The sequence below is a fragment of the Roseburia yibonii genome, assembly GCF_014297335.1.
GTDB classification, from domain to species: Bacteria; Bacillota; Clostridia; order Lachnospirales; family Lachnospiraceae; genus Roseburia_D; species Roseburia_D yibonii.
Window position 1 is genome coordinate 273,666 of the sequence record NZ_JACOQH010000002.1, and the last position, 22,516, is coordinate 296,181.

Sequence of the window (22,516 nt, forward strand, 5' to 3'; positions counted from 1 at the left end):
TATCGTTTTATACTAATGTCAGACCATACATGGAAACGGTCAGTTCCCGTACTGTCTTAACATCTCGTTCATTAAAAGATAAAGGTTATCTCTGCAGTCCGCTTTGAGCACAATGGAGATCAGATTCTGACCGCTTGCGTTCTGGCTCAACAAAACCAGGCAGTACCCCGCCTCGCCCGTGGTTCCTGTCTTTCCACCAAGTACCGTGATCCCGTCCGGCGCAGTTTCTGTTCCGGCAAGATATTTATTGGTGGAAGTCCATTCCTGTGAAACCGGTGTCCCGGCTGCATCTGTGTAATTCGCAGTATAATCTGTTGTTTTTAATATTTCAAGAAAAGTTTCATTCTGGATTGCCGCGTTAAAGATCAGATAAAGATCATATACGGTCGTATAATGATTGTCATCCGGTAATCCGTTCGGGTTTACAAAATGGCTGCCGGTCGCGCCGAGCGAAGCTGCCGTTGTATTCATCAGTCCCGCAAACGTATCGGTATCTCCGGAAATATATTCCGCGATCGCGACCGCCGCGTCGTTTCCACTGCGCATCATAAGTCCGTAGAGCAGATCACGCAGTGTAATCTGGTCTCCGGCTTTTAAGCCGCAGACGGAAGAATCACTCGCCATATTCGCAGCATCCTGACTGACGGTAACCACATCATCCAGATTGCCATACTGTAACGCAAGATAACAGGTCAGTATCTTTGTGGTACTTGCCGGATACAGCTGCTCATATATGTTTTTTGCATAAGGGATCTCGTGGGTTGCCGTGTTAAAGAGACCGGCACCCTCGCATACCTGCTCATCGGTATTTTCCAGCCCTGTATTTTCCAGTCCTCCGACACACAGATTGGTGGCAAAATAGGACAATACATTACTGCCCTCGCCGCTTGCCGCGATCAGTGAATCGGTGACCGCCGTGCTGTATACCGGATAAGGATTTTTGATTTCGGCCGCCTTATTCCCACAGCCGGACACCGCAAGCAATGCGGCGGTTAAAAGCCCGCAAAGGGCATGTTTATTTATACATCTCACGCCACTCTAAATCTCCTCTGTCTAATGACTTGATCAGAAGTTCTGCCGTAGCGAGATTGGTCGCAAGCGGAATGTTATGCACGTCACAGAGACGGACAACACTGTTTACATCCGGCTCATGGGACTTCGGTGTCAGCGGATCGCGCAAAAAGATCACCAGATCGATCTCATTGTGTTCGATCTGTGCGCCAAGCTGCTGTGCGCCGCCCAGATGTCCTGCCAGATATTTGTGAACGTTAAGGTTCGCGACTTCCTCGATCAGTCTTCCCGTTGTTCCGGTTGCGAACAACTCATTTTTACATAAAATACCGCGATACGCGATACAGAAATTCTGCATCAGTTTTTTCTTTGAATCATGTGCAATCAAGCCTATATTCATGATGTGATTCCCCCATTCAATATTTTTTCGGTTGAAGTCCGACATTTAAGACCAGTCCAATGCCAATATATAATGTAGTCAGTGACGTCAGACCGTAACTGACGAACGGAAGCGGTAAGCCGGTGTTTGGCATGAGCCCGGTAACAACACAGATGTTTACGAATCCCTGAAATCCGATCAGGGATGCCATTCCACAGGCGATCAGCCTTCCCGACAGATCCTTTGCCTTCCGCGCAATCAGAATACACTCGATCACGATCAGAAATAACAGGATCACGATAAGCGCTGCTCCGACAAACCCAAGTTCCTCTCCTGCCACAGCAAAGATAAAATCTGTCTGCGGTTCGGAAATAAAATTGCCGTTTTTTACAGAAGCGATATCATTGTTATTCAATCCTTTGCCCCATAGTCTTCCGGAACCGATTGCCATGATCGAATTCTGCTGCTGATAGGCATCATCTGCATAGGCTTTCGGATTTAACCACGCCATGATCCGCCGGTACTGGTAATCATTCAAAATCTTCTGTCCCGGCTGCAGGATCAGACTCAAAAATATGATCGCTGACGGAACCGAAACTGCAAGGACTCCCAACACTATTTTATAACTTAATCCCGCAATAAACAAGAGGGATACAAAAATTAATGCGGTTACGATCGTCGTGGAAAGATCCGGCTGTGTCACAACTAAAACCAGTGGGATCCCAACCAGAATAAACGATGCCGCCAGTATTTTTATCGTGTTGAGCGTCTCCTGATATTTCATAAAAAAGTACGCGAAGAATATAATGATAATGATCTTGGATAACTCGGACGGCTGAAAACGCAGCCCGGCGATCGATACCCAGCGGGTCGCACCGTTCGCGTCGCTTCCCATCACTTCTACCAGCGCCAGAAGCACCAGGTTCAAGAAGTAAAACAGCCAGCTGAAACGCAGGATAAAGCTGTAATCCACGAGGGAAACAACTGCCATCACAATGAGTCCCAGGAACAAACCGACGATTTGTGTTTTCTGCACTGAAGCTTTTGCGCTGCCGATGACCAGGATGCCGATCACCGACAGGGCAAGCACATAACATACCAGGCGAAAATGATAATTTCTTATACTATATTGTTTAAACATCACTATTTCCTATGCTGATCCGGTTAGTTCCCGGAATGTTTTAAGTCCTTGATCGGAATATTGGCGTAAAGTGCCGGAACACTGCCGTTATTTCCGTCCGATTCGGTCTGGGTGATCTGAATATCAAGCCCTTCCGCATCAATTTCCATATATTTGGAAATGACCTGGATAATATCATTTTTGATCATTTCCATGACATCCGGAGAACAGTCTGCGCGATCCGAAATAAGAAGCAGCTTCAATCGGTCCTTCGCGACATCACCGGAGCTCTTTTTCTTAAAGAAATCCATGAATCCCATGTTTCGTTCTCCCCCTTAATTTTTCTTGAATAATCCGACAAATTTTTCCCAGACACCGTTTTTGGCTTCCAGGTCAAGTAACGGAATTTCTTCACCCATGATACGGTGGCAGATATTTTCATAAGCCTGTCCTGCCAGTGAGTTATGATTTCCGACAAGCGGTTCTCCCTGGTTAGTTGAAATAACGATCTGCTCATCATCCGGTACCGCACCGATCAGGTCGATTGCAAGGATCTCCTGTACATCTTCGATCGACATCATGTCGCCGCGTTTTACCATGTCCATACGCAGACGGTTTACGATAAGCTCTGTCTTTTTGATCTCATGTGCCTCTAACAGGCCGATGATACGATCCGCGTCACGGATTGCAGAAACTTCCGGTGTGGTAACGATAAGCGCACGATCCGCACCTGCGATCGCATTCTGGAATCCCTGTTCAATACCTGCCGGACAGTCTAACAGTATGTAGTCGAATTCTTCACGCAGCTCGTCCACCAGCTTTTTCATCTGCTCCGGATTTACGGATGTCTTGTCTCTGGTCTGTGCAGACGGGAGCAAAAACAGATTCGGGTATTTTTTATCTTTGATCAGCGCCTGTTTGATGCGGCAGTTTCCTTCCACAACATCTACCAGGTTATATACGATTCGATTTTCCAGTCCCATAACAACATCCAGGTTACGGAGTCCGATATCGGTATCGATCAGTACCACTTTTTTGTTCAGCTGCGCAAGTCCGGTACCTACGTTTGCAGTGGTGGTTGTTTTTCCTACGCCACCTTTGCCTGATGTAACAACAATTACTTCACTCATTTTGAAATATCCTCCTGATTTTTCATTTCTGTTCTATGATTCTATAAAGATGATTTTATATTTTTTTTAGCAATCCATGGGTGATCGGCTCGATCATGATATTTCCCTTGGAAACCAGCGCGATCTGTGGATCCATCGTCCGATGGCGGTTCCGTATCGCTTCCCACGGCCCGCGGTCCGCGCTTCTTCCGATCACATTTCCGATTTTGATCTGCACCGGATCCATATCAAGCGCCGTGACAAAACAGCTCTCATCCCCGGCAGCACCCGCGTAGGCGTTTCCCTTTAAGGAACCAAGAATCACAATGTTTCCTTTTGCTATGATTTTGGCGCCCGGATTGACATCTCCGATGATCACGATGCTGGTATCACATTTTAATACCTGACCGGAGCGGAGCGTTCCTTTGTAAAACTCTCCGGTATTGTCCGCCACATCCTGATAATAGCTGTCAATCTTTTCCTTGTACATCTGCTCCCGCATCTCATCCTGATCTACGACACAGATGACCTGTATGGAGGTATTTTTTGCGATCATATCCAATATGGAAAATTCTTCCTCCTGCGAGAGCCTGCGCCCCTCAAAAGAAATTGCAATCTTCGCGTTTTTAAAAAACTTTTCGGATTCCCGGAATTTTTCGAGGATTGCCTCCTCTAACTGGCCGAACGGCATATCCGCATCCAGGATCAGATTGATTCCATATCGGTTACTTTTTAAAACTACCGGTTGCGACATTCCCATAAAGCCTTCCTTTCTTAATCGCCAAAGCCATTTGCCGTATCGCTTACGGACATTGCCTGGCCATTTAGTAATGTTTGTTCGTCTGCAACATGGAAATAATACGATAAAACCTTTGCAGACAGATCCGCGGCATTGCTTGAGGTGTATCCATATGCGATTCTTGTTGCAATGGACACCTGCGGGTCTTCATACGGTGCGTAACCGACAAACAGCGCGTGGTTCGGTCTGGTCAGGATCTGCTGCGCCGTACCGGTTTTTCCGGCAACCGCGATCGGAAATCCATCAAATTCCTTGTGGCTTTCCACCACCATGCGCATACCGGAATGAATGGCATCCCAGGTAGACTGGCTGATCCCCTCAATCTGGTTTTTGACCGTCGGTTCATAGGATTCGATCAGATTTCCATCCGAATCCGTTACCTTGCTAAGCAGCGTATAATTATATACAGTACCGGAATTTGCGACCGCTGTCACATAGCGCGCCAGCTCGGTTGTGGTGTAGTTGTTATCACTCTGTCCGATCGCTGCGAGGATCGGTACCTTGGTCGCGATCTGAGGCTCATTTTCCGGAATCTCAATTCCGGTCGTGTCTCCCAGTCCATACATTTCAGCATATTTCTGGATCGCAGTAATTCCCTTGGTCTCGTTGTAGGTATCTCCGGTGCTGCTCAGACGGTATCCTACTTCGTAGAAGAAGTAGTTACACGAGTCGCGGATCGCCTCAGAGACATTGATAAGACCGTGGTTGCTCGGATATACCCAACATTTCGGGCTAGGAGTTACTTTTGTAAACTGTCCTTCATCCAGGATCTGTTCTGAAGGCGAGGAAAGCACTCCCTCCGTCAGTCCGGCGGTAGCCGTCACCATTTTAAAGGTAGATCCCGGTGCGGTACGCTGCTGTGTCGCATTGTTGTAAAGCGGCAGGGACAGGTCTTCATTTAATGCCGCATAGTATGCGGAATCTACGGTATTGGCAAGTCTGTTATTGTCATAGCCCGGATACGTCACGCAGGCAAGCAGCTCCCCGGTCTTTGTATCCGTAACAACACAGGAGCCGGTACATGGATCGAGCGCCAGCTGCGCCGGTGTGATCTCAAGATCCTGTATCTTTCCACGCAGGAAATCAAATGCGCTGACATTTCCCCTTTCCAGCGCCGCTACCTGATTTTCATCATAGGCAAGCACACCCTGGTCATAGAGGATCAGGCAAAGCTGTGTTCCGCCGATCAGATCATCATGGATCATGTACTTGTAGATCCGCTTGGAAAATCCCCGGTCTGTTTTTAAGGATTCCTGAATATAGCTGACAAGCGCGTCATATATTTCAGAAGAGTCGGAATATTTTTCGTTGACTGTAAATTTGGTGATATCGATCCAGTTGCTCTCGATCGCGTGATACAGATACTCTTTTAAACTGATCGTATTGTTTTTCCATGCGGTGTATGTCTCATCACTGGTATCAATGCTGTCGGAAAGCAGAACCTTATCCGTGGAAAGCATGGTCACGATATAACCTAAATATGCCTGTGTCTCCTCGTCAAGATCTTTGTACGCGGCAGGCCGGTCCGAGGTGAGCTGTGTCTGAACGGACGACAGCACCTGATCCTGTTTGGTCAGGAACTTCTGATATACATTTTTCTCCGTTGCTGTTGCGTTGTCATCCGCAAACGCGTCAATATCAATGACATTATTATTGATCAAAGCAAAGTATACATCATAAATCGGTATTTTTATGTCGGAAGCTGTACTGTTCTCCGACGCAATATAATCTTTCGCATTGATGATCTTGGAATATACGATTCCCGCGATCTCCTGCTCTAACAGATCATAAACCGCTTCCTGCAGATTTTTGTCGATGGAGAGGTACACATCATTTCCGGCGGACGGGTTTGTCGTATCCGTCGTTTCGACAACTTTTCCCAGGTTGTCTACATATACCGTCTCGTATCCCTTAGTTCCCTGAAGCTGCAGATCCATCACCTGTTCAATGCCGGATTTTCCGACCACATCGGTCTTGGTATAATTGTCACTCGATGCGGAAAGGCTGTTATACTCATCTTCTGAGATCTTTCCGGTATACCCGATGATATGTGAAAAATATTCACTGTCCACATATTTGCGGACGGTATCTTCCGAGATCGCCATTCCCTGCAAACTGGTCGCGTTCTCGCTGACATAAGCAACCGTTTCATCGCTCACATCCGTTGCGATCGTTGTCGCGATGTATTTCTGATAGCTGTTTTCCGACATTGCATAGCGGATGACCAGGATGCGGTACAGATCTTCCCTTGCGTAGGTATCCTCGGATAACGCAAATCCCTTTTCCCTGCAAAGATAGGAAATGACCTGATCCGGTGTCGCCTCCGCTTCATTATAGCCAAGCTTTTTATTGTATTTTAATTCATCGGTCTTGTTATGTCCGTAAACATCCGCAAGAAAACGGAGGAGCGTTTTTCCCTCTACTGTGAAAGCATAGGTTCCGTCTGCATTCAGCGCAATATTGAAATCATTCTGGATCACGTCATGATTCTTATCGAGCACTTTTAAAACCGAAGCAATCTCCTCATTGATGGACTGATTCTTTTCTTTTAAGGAATCATAACTTCCATTATCTTCAATCGTCACCGAATACGCAAGTTCATTGTACGCCAAAAGTTCGCCGTTACGGTCATAGATATTTCCACGCGTACTCGGAAGCACTTTTTCGCGTTTGATCTTTAAGGTATAATTTTTCTGATATTCTTCGCCGTTTATGATCTGCAGTGAGAACAGGCGTTCCAGAAGAATGACCGACAATAAGATCATAACCACTGCAAGAACAAATAATCTTGATTTGAAGAAATTTTTTAAAAACTCTTTTAAATTCTCAAACAAACTTTGCCTCACTCCTTTTCTCAGATTTTTCCAGCCACTGATTGATCTTTAAGATCAGCCAGTACAGCAAAATTGTGACCAACAGTGTATAGACAAGTTCCGGAATCATAAGATGTAAAAAATAATATCCGATATCAAACTGTTTGCGGAACAGAAAACGGAAAAAATAAATGCACAGATTACATGCAAGATCACTCGCCGAGATCAGCAGCATCGGCAGCTTAATATCGTCCTGAAAAAAGATGGCACGGAAAAATCCGTTCACATAGCCGACATACATATAAAGCAGCGCATAAAAGCCCAGGACATCTCCAAAGAACAGATCGATCAAAAGCCCGGAAAAGAAGCCGATAAACATTCCTTCTTTTTTTCCACGCATAAATCCAAAAGAAGACACTGCCACAATCAGAAGATTTGGCGAAATCGAAGCAAACGAAAGTGCCTGAAACACTGTCGTCTGCAGCAAAAAGCATATCATAATAATTACGGTTACAACTACTTTACGTCTCATAAATTACCTCTTGTCTGTCTCTTCTTCGCACTTATTTACTGTCCGGAAAGTTCTCCGGAAACATCTTCCTTTTTATCCAGGATGACCAAAACTTCCTGAATGTGTTCAAAATCAACAACCGGTGTGATGGTTCCCGATTTGGTAAGATTGTTGGAATCCACGGAAACATCCTTGATATATCCGATCAGGATTCCCTGTAAATATTTGTCACTGATGTAGGACGTAACGATCTGATCCCCGGCCTGCACCTGGTCATCCGTATCTTTTAAGTCGCTTAATTCAATCTCCTGATTTTCATTCATCATCTGGAGATTTCCCCGGATAATACAGTTATCCGATGTGGCAAGATCCATGCCGCTGACACTGCTCGTATCATCGATGATCGATTTTACCTTCGCATAATTCGGAGCCACATCTGTCACGATCCCGACAAGTCCGCTTCCGGCGATCACGTTCATATCCTTTTCGATCCCGTCTTTCGATCCCTTGTCTATGATAAACGTATTGAACCAGTTCCCGGAATCCTTTCCAATCACGTTTGCGGCAACTTTTTTATAGCTCGGATATTTATCATCCAGTTCCAACAGCGCACGGTAATTGTCCAGATCGTACTGTTCCAGCTTTATGGTATTTAATTCGGCTGTCAGCTCATCCACCTGCGCCTGCAGTTCTTCGTTTTTCTGCATGACATCATTCAGATTTTTTAAATTATCCGCTTTTTCAGACATCCAGCCGCCGACTGCGTTGATTCCTTTCTGCATCGGGACAAACACATATCCGGCAACCGCGTTTAGCGGACCGCCGGACAGATTGAATGTAAAACTAAGGAACATGACGGTGACGCACAGCACGGTCATGCCAAGCAGGATATATTTTGTCGGTAATGTAAATTGTGGTTTACGTTTTATGCGTCTCATGTTTTACCTCTGTTATTTATAGTTCTTGGTTTTTAAGCTAAATGCAAGATGCTTGTATTTTTCGTCGGAAACGATCTTTACAAGTCCTCTTACGACACTCTCTTCCGGTTCATCGCAGCGGTTTACACGGATGTTTGTGATCTGTGTAAAGAGATCATCCAGCTGTCTGATCTGTGACGCGCCTCCGGTGATATAAATACCGGAATGGATGATATCCTTTGCCAGTTCCGGCGGGGTCTTCTCCAAGATCATTTTTATGGAATTGCAGATAGAGCTCAAATTGTCCTTGATCGCCTCGTATACGATCTGAGCGGAGATCTCCATCTCGATCGGAAGCCCGCTCACGACATCGCGTCCGACAATGACCATGGTGTCACTGCTTCCGGCAACGCCGGCACCAAGCTCTTCCTTCAGTTGTTTCGCAGTCTTCTGTCCGATGACCAGATTGAAATTCTTCTTGATGTAGCTGATGATGGATTCGTCCAGGCGGTTTCCTCCAAAGTGTAAGAGGTCACTGAGCACCAGCCCGCCAAGAGAGATCACGGAGATCTCTGTGGTATCCGCTCCGATATCAACGACCATGATACCGGTCGGTTCATTGACATCCAGACCGAGTCCGACTGCGTCCGCGATCGGTTTCTCACAGAGCAGGACATTCTTCGGTTTCATCTTGCTCTTGAAGAACATATCAAAGAAAGCCTTCTTTTCCACTTCTGTAATGTCGGTAGGCACCGCAACGATATATTCCGCGCCATGGGTTTTCCCTTTGGCGTTCTTTTCGATAAACTCAAAGATCATCGTCTGCATATTGTTGAAATCCGCGATCACTCCGTTTACGATCGGGAAAGTGACATTGATGGATTCCGGCGCTTTCTCATACATTGCGTATGCCGCGTCGCCGTATGCGTACATCTGGTTTTTATTGATTATTGCGATGGTATTTTTCTCATTTAAGACTTTGCCGGTCGCCTTGCAGTATACTTTCAGATTGCAGGTTCCCAAATCAATTCCATAAACATTGTTATTCATAATAATTCTGCTCCCTTCAGACCTGTTTGATAAGTCCTTCCTCTCTAAAGCTGTAATATCTGTTATCACCAATGATAATGTGATCGGATAAACGGATCCCGAGAAGTGCTCCGCACAGCCGAATGCGTTCTGTGACTTCCTCGTCCTGTCTGCTTGGTAACGGCGAACCGCTTGGGTGATTGTGCAGTAAGATGATCTGGACAGCGCCCCGCTTTAACGCGGCGAGAAAAACTTCACGCGGCGAAGTAAGCGACGCGTTCACGGTTCCTACGGATATCACTTCATCACCGAGCAGGGCACACTTGGAGTCAAACATGCAGACCATAAGTTTTTCTTTCTGCTCATGCCGCAGCTGTTCCATGTAATAGCCTGCAACAGATGCCGCATCCGTAAGTTTCAGCTGATGGCTTCGATCCGCCACGGCAAGCCGTTTGGATAGCTCCGCCATGCACTTTAACTGCACAGCTTTTACATTTCCGATCCCCGGAATATGCATCAGTTCCTCGCGGTTCATGCGGTACAGGTTTAAGATCCCGCCCTGTTCGTAGTTTAAGATCTCTCTGGCGAGTGTCACCGAAGAGATCCCTTTTGTGCCGGTGCGCAAAAGGACTGCGATCAGCTCTGCGTCGGATAAAACCTCAGCGCCATACCGGCTGCATTTCTCATACGGTTTCTCGGTTTCCGGTAAATTTTTCATCATTGTATCTGGATACATAACGACCTTTCCGCTCTCTCTTTGGCATGAAAGGCATATCTATAATATTAACACAACAAATCTTTATTAACAAGATTCTGTTCATAAAGTTTTTGTAAAGACATCAAAATACCAAGTTTGGCATGATACCAGGTAAGTCCGCCCTGGAAATAGACCGCATACGGCGGTTTTAACGGGCCATCCGCACTCAATTCGATCGATGATCCCTGTACAAACGCACCTGCCGCCATAATTACTTTGCTGTCGTATCCCGGCATATCCCACGGTTCCGGTGTCACATAGCTGTCCACCGGCGCTGCCGCCTGGATCCCCTCGCAGAACGCGATCAGGCCTTCCGGGGAATTTAAGGTAACTGCCTGAATGATGTCGTGACGGCTCTCCGTTCCGTTTGGAATAACCGGAAATCCGAGACGTTCATAGATATTCGCGGCAAATATCGCGCCTTTTAATGCTCCGCCGACCACAGTCGGTGCCTGGAAAAATCCCTGATAAAAAGACTGGATCACACCGAGTGACGCGCCGACTTCTTTCCCAAGTCCCGGAGACGTAAGGCGGTACGCCGCATTCTCGACGCATTCTTTCTTTCCGACAATGTAACCGCCAATCGGTGCCAGTCCGCCGCCCGGATTTTTAATCAAGGAGCCGACGATCATATCCGCGCCGGCTTCGAGCGGTTCTTTTTCTTCTACAAATTCTCCATAGCAGTTGTCCACCATGCAGATCACGTCCGGTTTGATGCCCTTGATAAAGGAGATCAGCTCTCCGATCCTAGTAACCGAAAGCGTCGGTCTGGTCTGATATCCCTTGGAGCGCTGGATCGTCACAAGTTTTGTCTTTTCGTTAAGCGCCGCCCGGATACCCTCATAGTCAAAGCCGCCGTCCGCAAGCAGATCCACCTGTTTGTAGGTGACTCCGTATTCCGCAAGCGATCCTTTGGACGGGCGGATACCGATTACTTCCTCTAAGGTATCATATGGTTTGCCGACCGGAGAAAGCAGTTCATCGCCCGGGCGCAGATTGGACATCAGTGCAAGCGCAAGCGCATGGGTTCCACAGGTGATCTGCGGGCGCACCAGCGCATCCTCTCCGTGAAAGCAGTCCGCGTAGACCTGCTCTAAGGTGTCCCTTCCAAGATCGCTGTATCCGTATCCGGTCGAAATATTAAAACATTCCGCGCTCACTTTGTTTTTTTGCATCGCACGGATCACTTTCATCTGATTGTATTCCACCGTTGCGTCGATCGCTGCGAAGCGCTCTTTTAAAGAATCCTCGATCTTTTTCCCGAAAGCATAGACTTCCTTTGAAATTCCAAGTGATTCATACTGTTTTTCCAATATCTGTTCGTTCATCTTATCCCTCTTAACTAATAATTTGTTTTTCCTGTAACATCTGATCCATATATGCCAGAATTTTTGAATTGTCGTAATCAAAATCCGGTTTGTTCACCCAGATGACATCCTTTTCCCGTTTAAACCAGGTGAGCTGTCTTTTCGCGAAATGTCTCGTATCCCGTTTTAAGATATAAACGGCTTCTTCGTAGGACATCTCCCCGTTTAAGTAGGCAAGGATCTCTTTATAGCCCAGTCCCTGCATGGAGACCAGATCTTTCCCGTAACCCATTTCCTTTAAATGTGCCACCTCGTCCACCAGTCCCTGTTCCAGCATCTGGTCGATCCTGCGGTCGATCTTTTCATAAATCTTCGCCCGGTCATCATTTAAAACGAAGTACGCAAAATTATAAGGAGACTGTTTCTTTCGTTCCCGTTCATTGTGTTCCGAGATCTTTTCCCCGGACAGATGATAGTATTCCAGCGCGCGGATCACGCGTTTTTTATTGTTCGCGTGAATTTCTCCGGCTGCCTTTTCATCCACCTGGCGCAGCATGTCATGTAAAAAGGCGGTTCCTTTTTCTTCCGCGAGCTGTTCTAATTCTGCGCGGTAAGCTTCATCACACTCCTGCTCGGAAAAATCAATGTCTTTTAAGATCGCCTGGATATAAAAGCCGGTTCCGCCGACTAAGATCGGAATCTGTCCTTTTTGGTAGATCTCCTCAATATATTTCTTTGCATAGGTCTGGAATTTCACCACATGGAATTCTTCATCCGGCAGAAACTCATCCACCAGATAATGGTCGATCCCCTGCATTTCCTCTTTTGTGATCTTTGCGGAACCGATATCCATATAGCGGTATACCTGGATGGAATCCGCCGATATCACGGCTCCGCCAATCTGTTTTGCAAGCGCAATGGATAATTCACTTTTTCCAACTGCCGTAGGTCCGGCAAGCACAATTAATGGTCGTTTCATTTTCTGTTTTCCTAAACGATTCGTTTGAATTTTTTCTCGATCTCATATTTGGTCATGGAAATGATCGTCGGTCTTCCATGCGGACAGTTATACGGATTTTCCAACTTCATCAGATCATCAAACAACTGTTCCATTTCCTCTACCGTGATCTTCTGGTTTCCTTTGATGGCTGCCTTGCAGGACATCGTTGCCACCCGGTGAAGAATGATATCCGGTGTCAGCTTTCCGCTTATCTTTTCCAGATCTCCAAGCATTTCCATAAAAAGCTGTTTGACGTCCACCCCGAAAATGTTCGCGGGAACAGCACATACAGCATACTCTCTTCCACCAAAATGTTCAACCGCATAACCCAGTTTTTCAAACTCATTTAAATATTTTTTAAGAATTTCTTCTTCCGGCATGGTTAAGGATAAAATTGCCGGAGGGCTGAGCTGCTGGGAAGAAAATTCTTTTGTTTTTAAAGTCGCCATTGTCTTTTCGTACAGCACTTTTTCATGTGCCGCATGCTGGTCGATGATAAACAGCTTGTCCTCAAATTCGATCAGCCAGTAGGTATCAAACAGCTGTCCGATGATCTTTCTTCTGGCTTTTGTATCCTCCTGCAGGAACTGCGCTCCATAGGTAACATCCTCCGCGAGCGTCATCTGATGCGTCACTGCTGCCGCCGGCACTTCTTCGGGCTTTTGTTCTGTTATTTTTTTCTCATCGGGTTCTTCCGGTTTTGGTTCCGGTCTCTGCTCTGGTTTTTGTTCTACGTCAGGGCGCGTGATCTGCTGCACCGGACGCGTTTTTTCCGTATCCGCTTCTTTTTCCTTTAATGCCGGTTCCGGCACATGCACTGCCTGCGGTATATGCTGCGGCACAGAAGGCTCCGGCCGTTTCGGCATACGGTTTTTCTCAAAAGGTTCCGGCGCATGCTGCAGTACAACCGGTTTTACCGGCGGTTTTTCTTCCGCGACCGGTACTTTCGGGATCAGGTCTTTGTGATACAGCGCATCTTCCAGTGTCCTGCGCAGGCAGTCATAGACCCCCTCGCCGTTCTGGAATCTGAGTTCCATTTTTGCCGGATGTACATTCACATCCAAAAGCTGGCCATCCATCTCGAGGTACAGCACCGTAAACGGATACTGATGCAGCATCATAAAGTTTTTGTACGCATCCTCAATACTTTTTGAGATCAGACGGCTTTTGATATAGCGCCCGTTGATGAAATAATTTTCAAAATTCCGGTTTCCGCGGGTGACCACCGGTTTTCCGACAAAACCATGGATAGTTATCTCTTCATTTCCGCCATGGATTTCCATAAGCGCAGCCGTGATATCCCGTCCGTAAATATGGTAGATGATCTCTTTGATATTTCCGTTTCCGGAGGTCTGGAGTTTCGTCTGATTATTGGCTATGAATTTAAACGCTACATTCGGATGCGAAAGCGCCATATGTTCCATCAGGCCGCTGATATACGACCCCTCCGTCTGCGCGGTTTTTAAAAACTTTCTGCGCGCAGGTGTATTATAGAAGATATTTCGGATCAAAAATGTCGTTCCGTCCGGTGCCCCGATCTCTTCTTTCGCTTTTTCTTTGGATCCCTCGATCACATAGCGCACACCCATCAGCGCACCCACAGGTTTCGTGATCAGCTCGACCTGCGCGACTGCTGCGATACTGGAGAGTGCTTCTCCACGGAACCCCAGGGAAGATACGGTAAGAAGATCTTCCACGGAGCGGATCTTGCTGGTGGAATGACGCAGGAACGCAAGCGGGATCTGGTCTTTTTCGATCCCGCAGCCGTTGTCTGTGATCCGGATAAAGCTGATGCCGCCGTCTTTGATCTCAACGGTGATCACATTTGCTCCGGCATCCAGCGCATTTTCCACCAGCTCCTTGACCACGGAGGATGGTCTTTCGATCACTTCTCCAGCCGCGATCTTGTCAATCGTCTCCTGTGTGAGCAGTTCAATTTTCGGCATCACTTTTTCCTCCTTTTACCAGCGGTTTTTTATTTTATGCTGTAATTCGTACAATTTATTTAACGCGTCGATCGGTGTCAGATTTCCAAGATCCAGATTTTTTAATTCCTCTAAAATATCATCGTCTTTTACCGTATCAAACAACGAGATCTGTTCCAAATCCACTTCGTCTAATTTGGTTTTCTTTTTTCTGGCAGATGCGTGATCGACCTGAATATTTTTTACCGTTTCGCTGATATCGTTTGCAATCAGCTCTTCCACGATCTGTTTTGCGCGCTCGATCACGGAATCCGGAACCCCGGCAAGCTTTGCGACCTGGATACCGTAACTCTTATCCGCGCCGCCCTGTACGATCTTGCGCAGAAATACGATATCATCGCCATTTTCTTTTACCGCGATACAATAATTATGTACATTGTCCAGTTTTCCCTCAAGCTCGGTCAATTCATGATAATGTGTGGCAAAAAGTGTCTTCGCACCGAGCAGTTTTGGATTGCTGATATGTTCCACAACCGCCCACGCGATGCTCAGTCCGTCAAACGTGCTGGTTCCACGGCCGATCTCATCTAAGACCAGGAGGCTGTTTGATGTCGCGTTCCTTAAAATATTGGCGACTTCGGTCATCTCTACCATAAACGTACTCTGTCCGCTCGCAAGATCATCCGATGCTCCGACACGGGTAAAGATACGATCCACGATCCCAATCTTCGCTGACTTTGCCGGAACAAAGCTTCCGATCTGTGCCATCAAAACGATCAGCGCCGTCTGTCTCATATAGGTGGATTTCCCTGCCATATTCGGTCCGGTGATAATGGCGATCCGGTTCTTTCCATTGTCCAGATAGGTGTCATTCGATATGAACATATCGTTATTGATCATTTTTTCCACTACCGGATGTCTGCCGTCTTTGATGTCGATCGTTCCGTTTTCATTGAGTTTCGGACGGCAGTAATTATTCTGCTCCGCCACTACGGCAAGTGACGCGAACACATCGAGTTTTGCCACCGCCTTTGCCGTTCTCTGGATCCTTACCACTTCCGCGGCGATCTTATCCCGTATCTCACGGAACAGCTCATATTCCAACTGAACCAGACGGTCTTCCGCTCCAAGAATAGTATCTTCCATCTCTTTTAATTCCGGCGTGATATACCGTTCGGCATTTGTTAGTGTCTGCTTGCGCATATAGTAATCCGGCACAAGGTCTTTATAGGAATTGGTCACTTCCAGATAGTAGCCAAATACCTTGTTGTATTTGATCTTTAAATTCTTGATCCCGGTCTTTTCCCGCTCCTTGCTCTCAAGATCAGCCAGCCAGGATTTCCCGTCTGTCTTTGCCTTGCGGAGTCTGTCCACTTCTTCGTTATAACCCTCTTTTAAAATGCCGCCTTCCCGGACGGTGAGCGGTGGCTCTTCATCGATTGCCGCATCAATCAGCGCAAAGATATCATCCAGAGTATCCAGATTTTCATAAAGCATTTTCAGTTCCTGTGAGGCGAAATCACCGACCAGTGTACGGATCGGCGGAAGCATACGGATCGAATTTTTAAAAGAGATCAGATCCCTCGGACTTGCTGTCTGATAAGTCACCCGTGTTACAAGGCGTTCCAGGTCATAGACCGGATTTAAGTATTCGCGGATCTCTTCTCTTGTGATCGCGTTTTTGTTCAGCTCTCCAACCGCGTCATAACGGGCTTCGATCTCCGCGCGGTCGATCAGTGGCTGCTCGACAAAAGAACGCAGCATGCGCGCACCCATTGCCGTTCTTGTCTTGTCCAGCACCCAGAGCAGGGATCCGCGCTTCTGCTTTTCCCGTAAAGTCTCTACAAGTTCCAGGTTTCTTCTGGTAGAGCTGTCGATGATCATGAATTTTCCAGTGGAATAAGGATGTATGGCAGTCAGATTGTCCAACGAATTTTTCTGTGTCTCGTAAAGATACGAAAGAAGCGCGCCGGAAGCGATCACTCCGCAGTCATAATCGTTCAGTCCGAGACCTTCCAGTGATGCCACTTTAAAATGCTCTAGCAGCGTCCGCTTTGCCTGTTCATCCGCAAAGTACCAGGATTCCAGTGCAGATACCGAGATGCCGAGACGGTTTCTCATATCGTCGATATCCACGCCACTCATATAAAACGGTTCATTGCAGATGATCTCCGATGGAGAAAATTTGTTGACCTCATCCATCAGTTTCCGCTCGGTCTCCACCTCTGTCACATAATAGTCGCCGGTCGTGATATCCGCAGTGGATACCCCATATTTATCCGCCATATAGACAATGCACATCAGATAATTGTTTTTGGTCTCATCCAACGCCTGCGCGTCAATGTTGGTTCCCGGCGTGACGATCCTTGTAACCTCACGCTTTACCATGCCTTTTGCGAGCTTCGGATCTTCCACCTGCTCGCAGATCGCAACTTTGTATCCCTTTTTGACCAGCCGGTTTAAATAACTGTCTACCGCATGGTAGGGGATCCCGCACATCGGCGCCCGCTCCTCCATGCCACAGCTTTTCCCGGTCAGTGTCAGTTCCAGTTCCTTTGACACGATCTTTGCATCCTCAAAAAACATCTCATAAAAATCCCCGAGACGATAAAACAGGATGCAGTCTTTGTTTTCCTCTTTTGTTTTTAGATAATGCTGCATCATCGGTGTAAATTCTGCCACTTTTTTACTTCCTTCCTAATGTATCTGTTAAAATTTCGGATCATATCTGCCTGCGATCGCTTCGGCAACCTTCAGTCCGTCCATTGCCGCGGACATAATGCCGCCCGCGTAACCAGCGCCCTCTCCGCAGGGATAGATTCCCTTTATATTACTCTCAAATAACTCATCTCTTGTAATGCGCACCGGTGACGAGGTCCGGCTCTCCACGCCCGAAAGGATTGCATCTGCCCGGTCAAATCCCCGGATCTTCTGCCCGAATCGTTCCATTCCGGACAAAAACGCCTGTTCCATTTCGTCTTTTAACAGTCCGCGCAGATTGGCAAAAGTCGTCCTGCCTTTCGTGCAGCTTTCAAACGCACCATACGCGTCAGATGCCCTGTTTTCCTTATAATCTCCGAAAAGCTGCTGCGGGATGCCGCCTTTTCCGAGCCTATATGCCTTTTCCTCAAGTTCCCGCTGAAATGCCACGCCGGCAAGCGCTCCGCTTCCCGGATAATCTGCCGGTGTGACCGAAACGATGATCGCGCTGTTTGCATTGGCACTGTCTCTTTTATAATAACTCATGCCATTGACCGCCAGCCGGTTTTCCTCGGAAGACGCGTTGACCACAAAGCCGCCCGGACACATACAAAAAGAGTATACGCCCCGTCCGACCGGAGTCTGTGCGGTCAGTTTATAAGGCGCTGTCGGGAGATATCGCATATCCGCGTCCCCGTACTGCGCATGGTTGATCATGCTCTGCGGATGTTCCACACGGAATCCGACCGCAAATGCCTTTGCTTCCATGACAAGTTGTTTCTGCTCTAACAGCGCAAACGTATCTCTTGCGCTGTGTCCAATGGCAAAGATCACTGCGTCCGCCGGATAGCGTTCCACGCCGTTTACCGTAACAGAAACGATCTTTCCATCCGCCGTCTCAAAATCCGTCACTTCCGATTCAAAGTGGATCTCCCCGCCAAGACGGATGATCTCTTTTCTCAGATTGGCAACCACGCTGACCAGAATATCTGTCCCGATATGCGGCTTGCCGTCATAGAGGATCTCCGATGGCGCTCCGGCTTCCACAAAAAGTTCCAGCACCCTGCGGTTGCGTCCGAGAGGATCTTTTACCAGCGTATTTAATTTTCCATCGGAAAACGCACCTGCGCCGCCCTCGCCGAACTGTACGTTCGAACCCGGATCTAACACGCCGCTCTCCCAGAAACGCAGGACATCTTTGGTTCTTTCCTCCACGCACTGCCCGCGCTCAAACACAAGCGGGGAATAGCCATGCCGTGCAAGTGCGTAAGCCGCAAAAAGTCCTGCCGGTCCAAGCCCGATCACGACCGGTCTTTTTGCAAGCGGTTCACTTCCTTTTTCCGGGAAACGATAGGGATGATCCACCGCGATCGTGGCAGACTGCCCTTTTGTATGCGCGATCACTTTCGTTTCATTCTGCTTCACCTTCACATCGACCGTATACACATAAGAAATCTCCTGTTTTTTCCGCGCGTCGATCGATTTTTTCACAATACGCATGGCTTCAATATCCGTCGGCGCGATTCGAAGCAGTTTCGCGCATTTTTTTCTGATATCATCGTCATGGTGCTGCAATGGCACCTTGACCTGCGAAAGTCTTATCATCTCTTTTTGCATTCCTTTCCGGCACGTTCTGCCGCCGCGCATCCAGCCACCGCTCCGCTCGACCATGCCCACTGTAAATTATAGCCGCCGCATTCTCCGTCAATATCGATCATTTCGCCCGCAAAAAAAAGCCCCGGCACCAGTCTGGATTCCATACTTTTATCGTTTAACTCTTTCGTAAGTATGCCGCCCGCTGTCACCTGTGCCGCGTCAAATTTATTGGTTCGCGCGATTTTTACTTCAAACTGCCGGATCTTTAGGTTTAACTCCGCTAACTGCGCATCCGTAACACGTTCTGCCGGCATATCCCATGCGATCTGACTGCGTTTTAAGAAAACACCGGAAAGCTTATCCGCAAAGAGGCCGACCAGAGCCTCTTTTGCGGACTTTCCGATCCCCGATTGATAAAACCGGTTCTTTAAGATTCTGGTAAGCGCTGTCTCATCCGCCGTCGGGAAGAAATCCAGATACGCGCATACCTCTTTGCCTGCGGCAAGCGCTTTTGCAGCAAAACGGCTCACCTGAAAGACCGGTATGCCGGATATGCCGTAATCGGTCAGCTGCACTTCCCCGGTGTCCTGATGCAGCAGCACGCCATCCGCAAAGAGCTTCACATTTGCCGCCGTGCGCACGCCGGCCATTTCTTTTTCAAACGGAGGCTTCGCAACAAGCTGAACCAGTGCGGGAACCGGCTCGGAAAGGTGATGACCGAATTTTTTCGCGTAGATAAAACCGCTTCCATCACTTCCGGTCTTTTTTGCCGCATAGCCACCGGTCGCAAGGATACAGTTTTTCCCGAAATAGCATCCGCTTTTGGTGTCAAAACAGAAGCTTCCATCCGTTTTTTCGATCGACCGTATGCCGACTCCGCAGTGTATGGTCACCCCGAGTCTTTGCAGCCGCATCTTCATCACTTCCAAAACCGAAGAGGCCTGTTCACTCGCCGGATAGAAATATCCGTTCTTTTCTTTTGGATAAATGCCAAGCTCCTCAAAAAAAGCAAGCGTCTGTTCTAATCCGAACTGCGCAAATGCCGACATGACAAAAGCAGGTTCGTCCCCACGATAATGAGAGACTTCCTGCATCCGATTGGTATAATTGCATTTTCCGTTTCCGGTTACCAGAATCTTTTTGCCGATCTGTTCCATGTGTTCTAAAAGCAGCACGCCGGCTCCGCGTTCTGCCGCAAAGATCGCTGCTGTCATTCCTGCGGCTCCTCCGCCCACGACAACAACGTCATAAATCTTTTTTGTATTCAAATCCTATCGTCCCATCCCCGCTGCCACGGCATATGTATTATATGTATGTTATAGACTAAAATTCATAAGAATCGCAGTCTCTGCAATCCCTATGAATTGTATCATAACCGGAATTAACAATCAATACCGGCTTCTGCCTGTCTTAACTGGAATAATTCTCAAGAAACCCGTATAATTCCTCCGCGTTTTCAAATTTTTTTCCGTGCCGGATCTCTTCTTTTATGTCATCATTCAGTTCCTTTACGGATATATCCGTATCCATATATTTGGTTTTTTGATCCGCGCGGTACACGGAAAGATATCCATCCTCCGCCACGATCACATATTCATAACTTTTCTGGATCAGTGCGCTCTCTGCCACCGGTTCCGTGTCTGGTTCCTCTGCTCCCCGGCCCTGATCTGTTTCCGGTTCTGTGGCAGTTTCCGGCATCACCGTGATCTCCTCCGGGAATTTCCCTGTCACATAACGGTATCCGGCAAAATATCCTGTAATTCCAAAAACAGTTCCAAGAATAAAATACAGACGGATACGATTGACTTTTTTCATCATTACATCACCAGTCATAGTATCCGTCTGTTTTTTCTCAATTATTCACTTTTTTTATAAAAGATGGAATTTTTTTGCATAGCGCACCAGCACATAGCCCTTTGGGAATTTCCGGATCTCTTCTTCGCTGAGCCCCTTCATTGCAAGAAGCGCTACCGCATATACCAGAACTGCGACTAAAATCGCAAACGCAGCTGCCACCGCGTTCATCTTTAACACGGCATATACGCCCTTGTAGCAGAGTCCCGCCGCAACGCCCATGATAAGCGCCGCAATCGCAGGGATCACAAAGGTCTTTTTGATCTCCTGATTGTAACCGCTGTACTTTTTGAGCGCATATCCATTTAACACGCACATCAAAAAGGCGAAAAACGCATTTGCGTAGACGACCGCGTAAATGTTTAACTTAAATCCATATAAAAGTGCCAGCAAAAAGATAATGTGCGCAACCAGTGCAACTGCCGCGTTCCGCACCGGAACTTTCATACGGTTGATGCCCTGTAACAGTCCGTTTGACAGCGTCGATAACGAGTAAAACAGGATTGCAACCGCACCCACGCGCAGCATGTTTGCCGGAAGTTCTCTCGCGTCATGGAACAAAAGCTGAAGGATCGGGGAAGAAAGTACGCCGATTCCTACGGTACACGGAAACGCGATGACCATGATAAAACGGATCGATGAATTGATCTGTGATTTCACGCTCCGCATATCCCTACTTGCAAACGCACCGGTCAGACTCGGAATACAGGATGCTGCCATGGCGGACGCTATGGAGATTGGCACATTGATGAGCAGCTTATACTCACCGGTATAAATGCCCCACCAGGTATCCATCTGGTCTTCCGCGTATCCCTGCAGCAATACGATATTCTTAAATACACCCTGATCCAGGATCGAACTGATATTGTAGATCGTAGTGCTCAAAAGCACCGGAACAATCGTAAAAAGAAGCGCCCGGAAAATATGCGGATACGCTTCCGTTCTCGCTCCGCGTTCTCTGCGCATCTGCCGTTTAAACACCGCACGGTATACAAAAAACAAGAATACCAGAAACAGTAATGCCGAAAGCGCGCCGAGGTTCGTTCCGAGTGTTCCGCCTGCCGCGCCATATGCCGCACCATAGTTTTCTTTGTTGCCAAGGACTCCGCCGATCTTCGCACCGTAGGAATACAGATAATATGCCGCCCACACGCTGACGATCGCGTTTATGATCTGCTCAATGATCTGTGAAACCGCACTTGGCATCATGGTTCCAAGTCCCTGGAAGAATCCGCGCAAAACGCCGAGGATCGCGACAACAAGCAGGGTCGGTGCCAGAATTTTTACCGCGAAAATACTGAGCGGCGTTTTTAACAATGTCCCAGTGATATAAGACGCGCCAAAATAAATGATGACTGCCGCCACCGAACCGGATACAACCGCAAAAAGGAATGCCCCCTTAAAAACACGGTAGGCATTCTTCTTTTCTCCCTTCGCCACCCTCGCGGAAACCAGTTTGGAAACCGCGGTCGGGAGACTGTAGGATGATATTAAAAGCAGCATATTATAAATTTCAAAGGCACAGCTGTAATAGCTCATTCCGATATCGCCCAGAATCGACCGCAGCGGAATACGGTAAACCAGCCCGATCATGCGGCTGATGATAGATGCCACTGCAAGGATCGTACCCTGTACTAAAAAATTGGAATTGCTCTTTTTCTTGTTACTGCCCATAACTGATCAAACCTC

At 47.5% G+C, this 22,516-nt stretch carries 19 protein-coding genes; all 19 read right to left on the bottom strand.

Features of this window, described 5'->3' with window-relative positions; translation table 11 throughout:
- Positions 1-39: 39 nt before the first annotated feature.
- The gene (locus H8Z76_RS04175; protein WP_330594948.1) at positions 40-1,032 is read right to left on the bottom strand and encodes a D-alanyl-D-alanine carboxypeptidase family protein; all 993 of its coding nucleotides are present in this window, start codon (positions 1,030-1,032) and stop codon (positions 40-42) included.
- On the bottom strand, positions 1,016-1,411 hold the full coding sequence (locus tag H8Z76_RS04180; protein ID WP_022514959.1) for a methylglyoxal synthase: 396 nt from the start codon (positions 1,409-1,411) through the stop codon (positions 1,016-1,018). Before H8Z76_RS04180 ends, H8Z76_RS04175 begins: the two co-directional genes overlap by 17 nt.
- Before the next feature lie 16 nt (positions 1,412-1,427).
- A complete protein-coding gene (locus H8Z76_RS04185) occupies positions 1,428-2,531 on the bottom strand; it encodes an FtsW/RodA/SpoVE family cell cycle protein (protein ID WP_022514960.1) in 1,104 nt (367 codons plus the stop codon).
- 23 nt (positions 2,532-2,554) lie between these two features.
- Complete coding sequence (gene minE, locus H8Z76_RS04190; RefSeq protein ID WP_022514961.1) at positions 2,555-2,830, bottom strand: cell division topological specificity factor MinE; 276 nt, start codon at positions 2,828-2,830, stop codon at positions 2,555-2,557.
- A gap of 15 nt (positions 2,831-2,845) precedes the next feature.
- The gene (gene minD / locus H8Z76_RS04195; protein WP_022514962.1) at positions 2,846-3,640 is read right to left on the bottom strand and encodes a septum site-determining protein MinD; all 795 of its coding nucleotides are present in this window, start codon (positions 3,638-3,640) and stop codon (positions 2,846-2,848) included.
- Positions 3,641-3,695: 55 nt separating this feature from the next.
- Positions 3,696-4,379 (bottom strand): septum site-determining protein MinC, encoded by a 684-nt coding sequence (locus tag H8Z76_RS04200; protein ID WP_022514963.1) that lies wholly within the window; start codon positions 4,377-4,379, stop codon positions 3,696-3,698.
- Between the two features lie 14 nt (positions 4,380-4,393).
- Positions 4,394-7,252 (bottom strand): penicillin-binding transpeptidase domain-containing protein, encoded by a 2,859-nt coding sequence (locus H8Z76_RS04205; RefSeq protein ID WP_022514964.1) that lies wholly within the window; start codon positions 7,250-7,252, stop codon positions 4,394-4,396.
- Positions 7,245-7,763, bottom strand: coding sequence for a rod shape-determining protein MreD (gene mreD, locus H8Z76_RS04210; protein WP_022514965.1), 519 nt, complete (start codon positions 7,761-7,763; stop codon positions 7,245-7,247). Before mreD ends, H8Z76_RS04205 begins: the two co-directional genes overlap by 8 nt.
- A 35-nt stretch (positions 7,764-7,798) precedes the next feature.
- Positions 7,799-8,671: a rod shape-determining protein MreC gene (gene mreC / locus H8Z76_RS04215; protein ID WP_147618184.1), complete on the bottom strand. Its 873-nt coding sequence runs from the start codon at positions 8,669-8,671 to the stop codon at positions 7,799-7,801.
- Positions 8,672-8,692: 21 nt separating this feature from the next.
- Complete coding sequence (locus tag H8Z76_RS04220) at positions 8,693-9,709, bottom strand: rod shape-determining protein (protein ID WP_022514967.1); 1,017 nt, start codon at positions 9,707-9,709, stop codon at positions 8,693-8,695.
- Positions 9,710-9,725: 16 nt separating this feature from the next.
- Complete coding sequence (gene radC / locus H8Z76_RS04225; RefSeq protein ID WP_022514968.1) at positions 9,726-10,424, bottom strand: RadC family protein; 699 nt, start codon at positions 10,422-10,424, stop codon at positions 9,726-9,728.
- Between the two features lie 47 nt (positions 10,425-10,471).
- Positions 10,472-11,773 carry a methionine gamma-lyase family protein gene (locus H8Z76_RS04230; RefSeq protein WP_147618049.1) on the bottom strand — a complete coding sequence of 434 codons (1,302 nt, stop codon included), beginning with the start codon at positions 11,771-11,773 and terminating at the stop codon, positions 10,472-10,474.
- Between the two features lie 10 nt (positions 11,774-11,783).
- Positions 11,784-12,731, bottom strand: coding sequence for a tRNA (adenosine(37)-N6)-dimethylallyltransferase MiaA (gene miaA, locus H8Z76_RS04235; RefSeq protein WP_022515973.1), 948 nt, complete (start codon positions 12,729-12,731; stop codon positions 11,784-11,786).
- An 11-nt stretch (positions 12,732-12,742) separates the two neighbouring features.
- Positions 12,743-14,698 carry a DNA mismatch repair endonuclease MutL gene (gene mutL / locus H8Z76_RS04240; protein WP_186981742.1) on the bottom strand — a complete coding sequence of 652 codons (1,956 nt, stop codon included), beginning with the start codon at positions 14,696-14,698 and terminating at the stop codon, positions 12,743-12,745.
- A gap of 15 nt (positions 14,699-14,713) precedes the next feature.
- Positions 14,714-17,341, bottom strand: coding sequence for a DNA mismatch repair protein MutS (gene mutS / locus H8Z76_RS04245; RefSeq protein WP_186981820.1), 2,628 nt, complete (start codon positions 17,339-17,341; stop codon positions 14,714-14,716).
- 45 nt (positions 17,342-17,386) lie between these two features.
- A complete protein-coding gene (locus H8Z76_RS04250) occupies positions 17,387-18,982 on the bottom strand; it encodes an NAD(P)/FAD-dependent oxidoreductase (protein WP_186981821.1) in 1,596 nt (531 codons plus the stop codon).
- Entirely contained in the window at positions 18,979-20,241 is a 1,263-nt protein-coding gene (locus tag H8Z76_RS04255; RefSeq protein WP_279287669.1) for a BaiN/RdsA family NAD(P)/FAD-dependent oxidoreductase, read from the bottom strand. Before H8Z76_RS04255 ends, H8Z76_RS04250 begins: the two co-directional genes overlap by 4 nt.
- Positions 20,242-20,383: 142 nt before the next feature.
- Complete coding sequence (locus H8Z76_RS04260; protein ID WP_186981743.1) at positions 20,384-20,806, bottom strand: hypothetical protein; 423 nt, start codon at positions 20,804-20,806, stop codon at positions 20,384-20,386.
- Positions 20,807-20,842: 36 nt separating this feature from the next.
- Positions 20,843-22,501, bottom strand: coding sequence for a putative polysaccharide biosynthesis protein (locus tag H8Z76_RS04265; protein ID WP_186981744.1), 1,659 nt, complete (start codon positions 22,499-22,501; stop codon positions 20,843-20,845).
- Positions 22,502-22,516 lie beyond the last annotated feature (15 nt).

Coding starts and splice junctions, on each gene's coding strand:
- radC (WP_022514968.1), bottom strand. CDS start 10,424: ATGTATCCAGATACAATGATGAAAAATTTACCGGAAACCGAGAAACCG.
- miaA (WP_022515973.1), bottom strand. CDS start 12,731: ATGAAACGACCATTAATTGTGCTTGCCGGACCTACGGCAGTTGGAAAA.
- H8Z76_RS04265 (WP_186981744.1), bottom strand. CDS start 22,501: ATGGGCAGTAACAAGAAAAAGAGCAATTCCAATTTTTTAGTACAGGGT.
- H8Z76_RS04200 (WP_022514963.1), bottom strand. CDS start 4,379: ATGGGAATGTCGCAACCGGTAGTTTTAAAAAGTAACCGATATGGAATC.
- H8Z76_RS04180 (WP_022514959.1), bottom strand. CDS start 1,411: ATGAATATAGGCTTGATTGCACATGATTCAAAGAAAAAACTGATGCAG.
- H8Z76_RS04250 (WP_186981821.1), bottom strand. CDS start 18,982: ATGATAAGACTTTCGCAGGTCAAGGTGCCATTGCAGCACCATGACGAT.
- H8Z76_RS04260 (WP_186981743.1), bottom strand. CDS start 20,806: ATGACTGGTGATGTAATGATGAAAAAAGTCAATCGTATCCGTCTGTAT.
- minE (WP_022514961.1), bottom strand. CDS start 2,830: ATGGGATTCATGGATTTCTTTAAGAAAAAGAGCTCCGGTGATGTCGCG.
- minD (WP_022514962.1), bottom strand. CDS start 3,640: ATGAGTGAAGTAATTGTTGTTACATCAGGCAAAGGTGGCGTAGGAAAA.
- H8Z76_RS04185 (WP_022514960.1), bottom strand. CDS start 2,531: ATGTTTAAACAATATAGTATAAGAAATTATCATTTTCGCCTGGTATGT.
- mutL (WP_186981742.1), bottom strand. CDS start 14,698: ATGCCGAAAATTGAACTGCTCACACAGGAGACGATTGACAAGATCGCG.
- H8Z76_RS04230 (WP_147618049.1), bottom strand. CDS start 11,773: ATGAACGAACAGATATTGGAAAAACAGTATGAATCACTTGGAATTTCA.
- mreD (WP_022514965.1), bottom strand. CDS start 7,763: ATGAGACGTAAAGTAGTTGTAACCGTAATTATTATGATATGCTTTTTG.
- H8Z76_RS04220 (WP_022514967.1), bottom strand. CDS start 9,709: ATGAATAACAATGTTTATGGAATTGATTTGGGAACCTGCAATCTGAAA.
- mutS (WP_186981820.1), bottom strand. CDS start 17,341: ATGATGCAGCATTATCTAAAAACAAAAGAGGAAAACAAAGACTGCATC.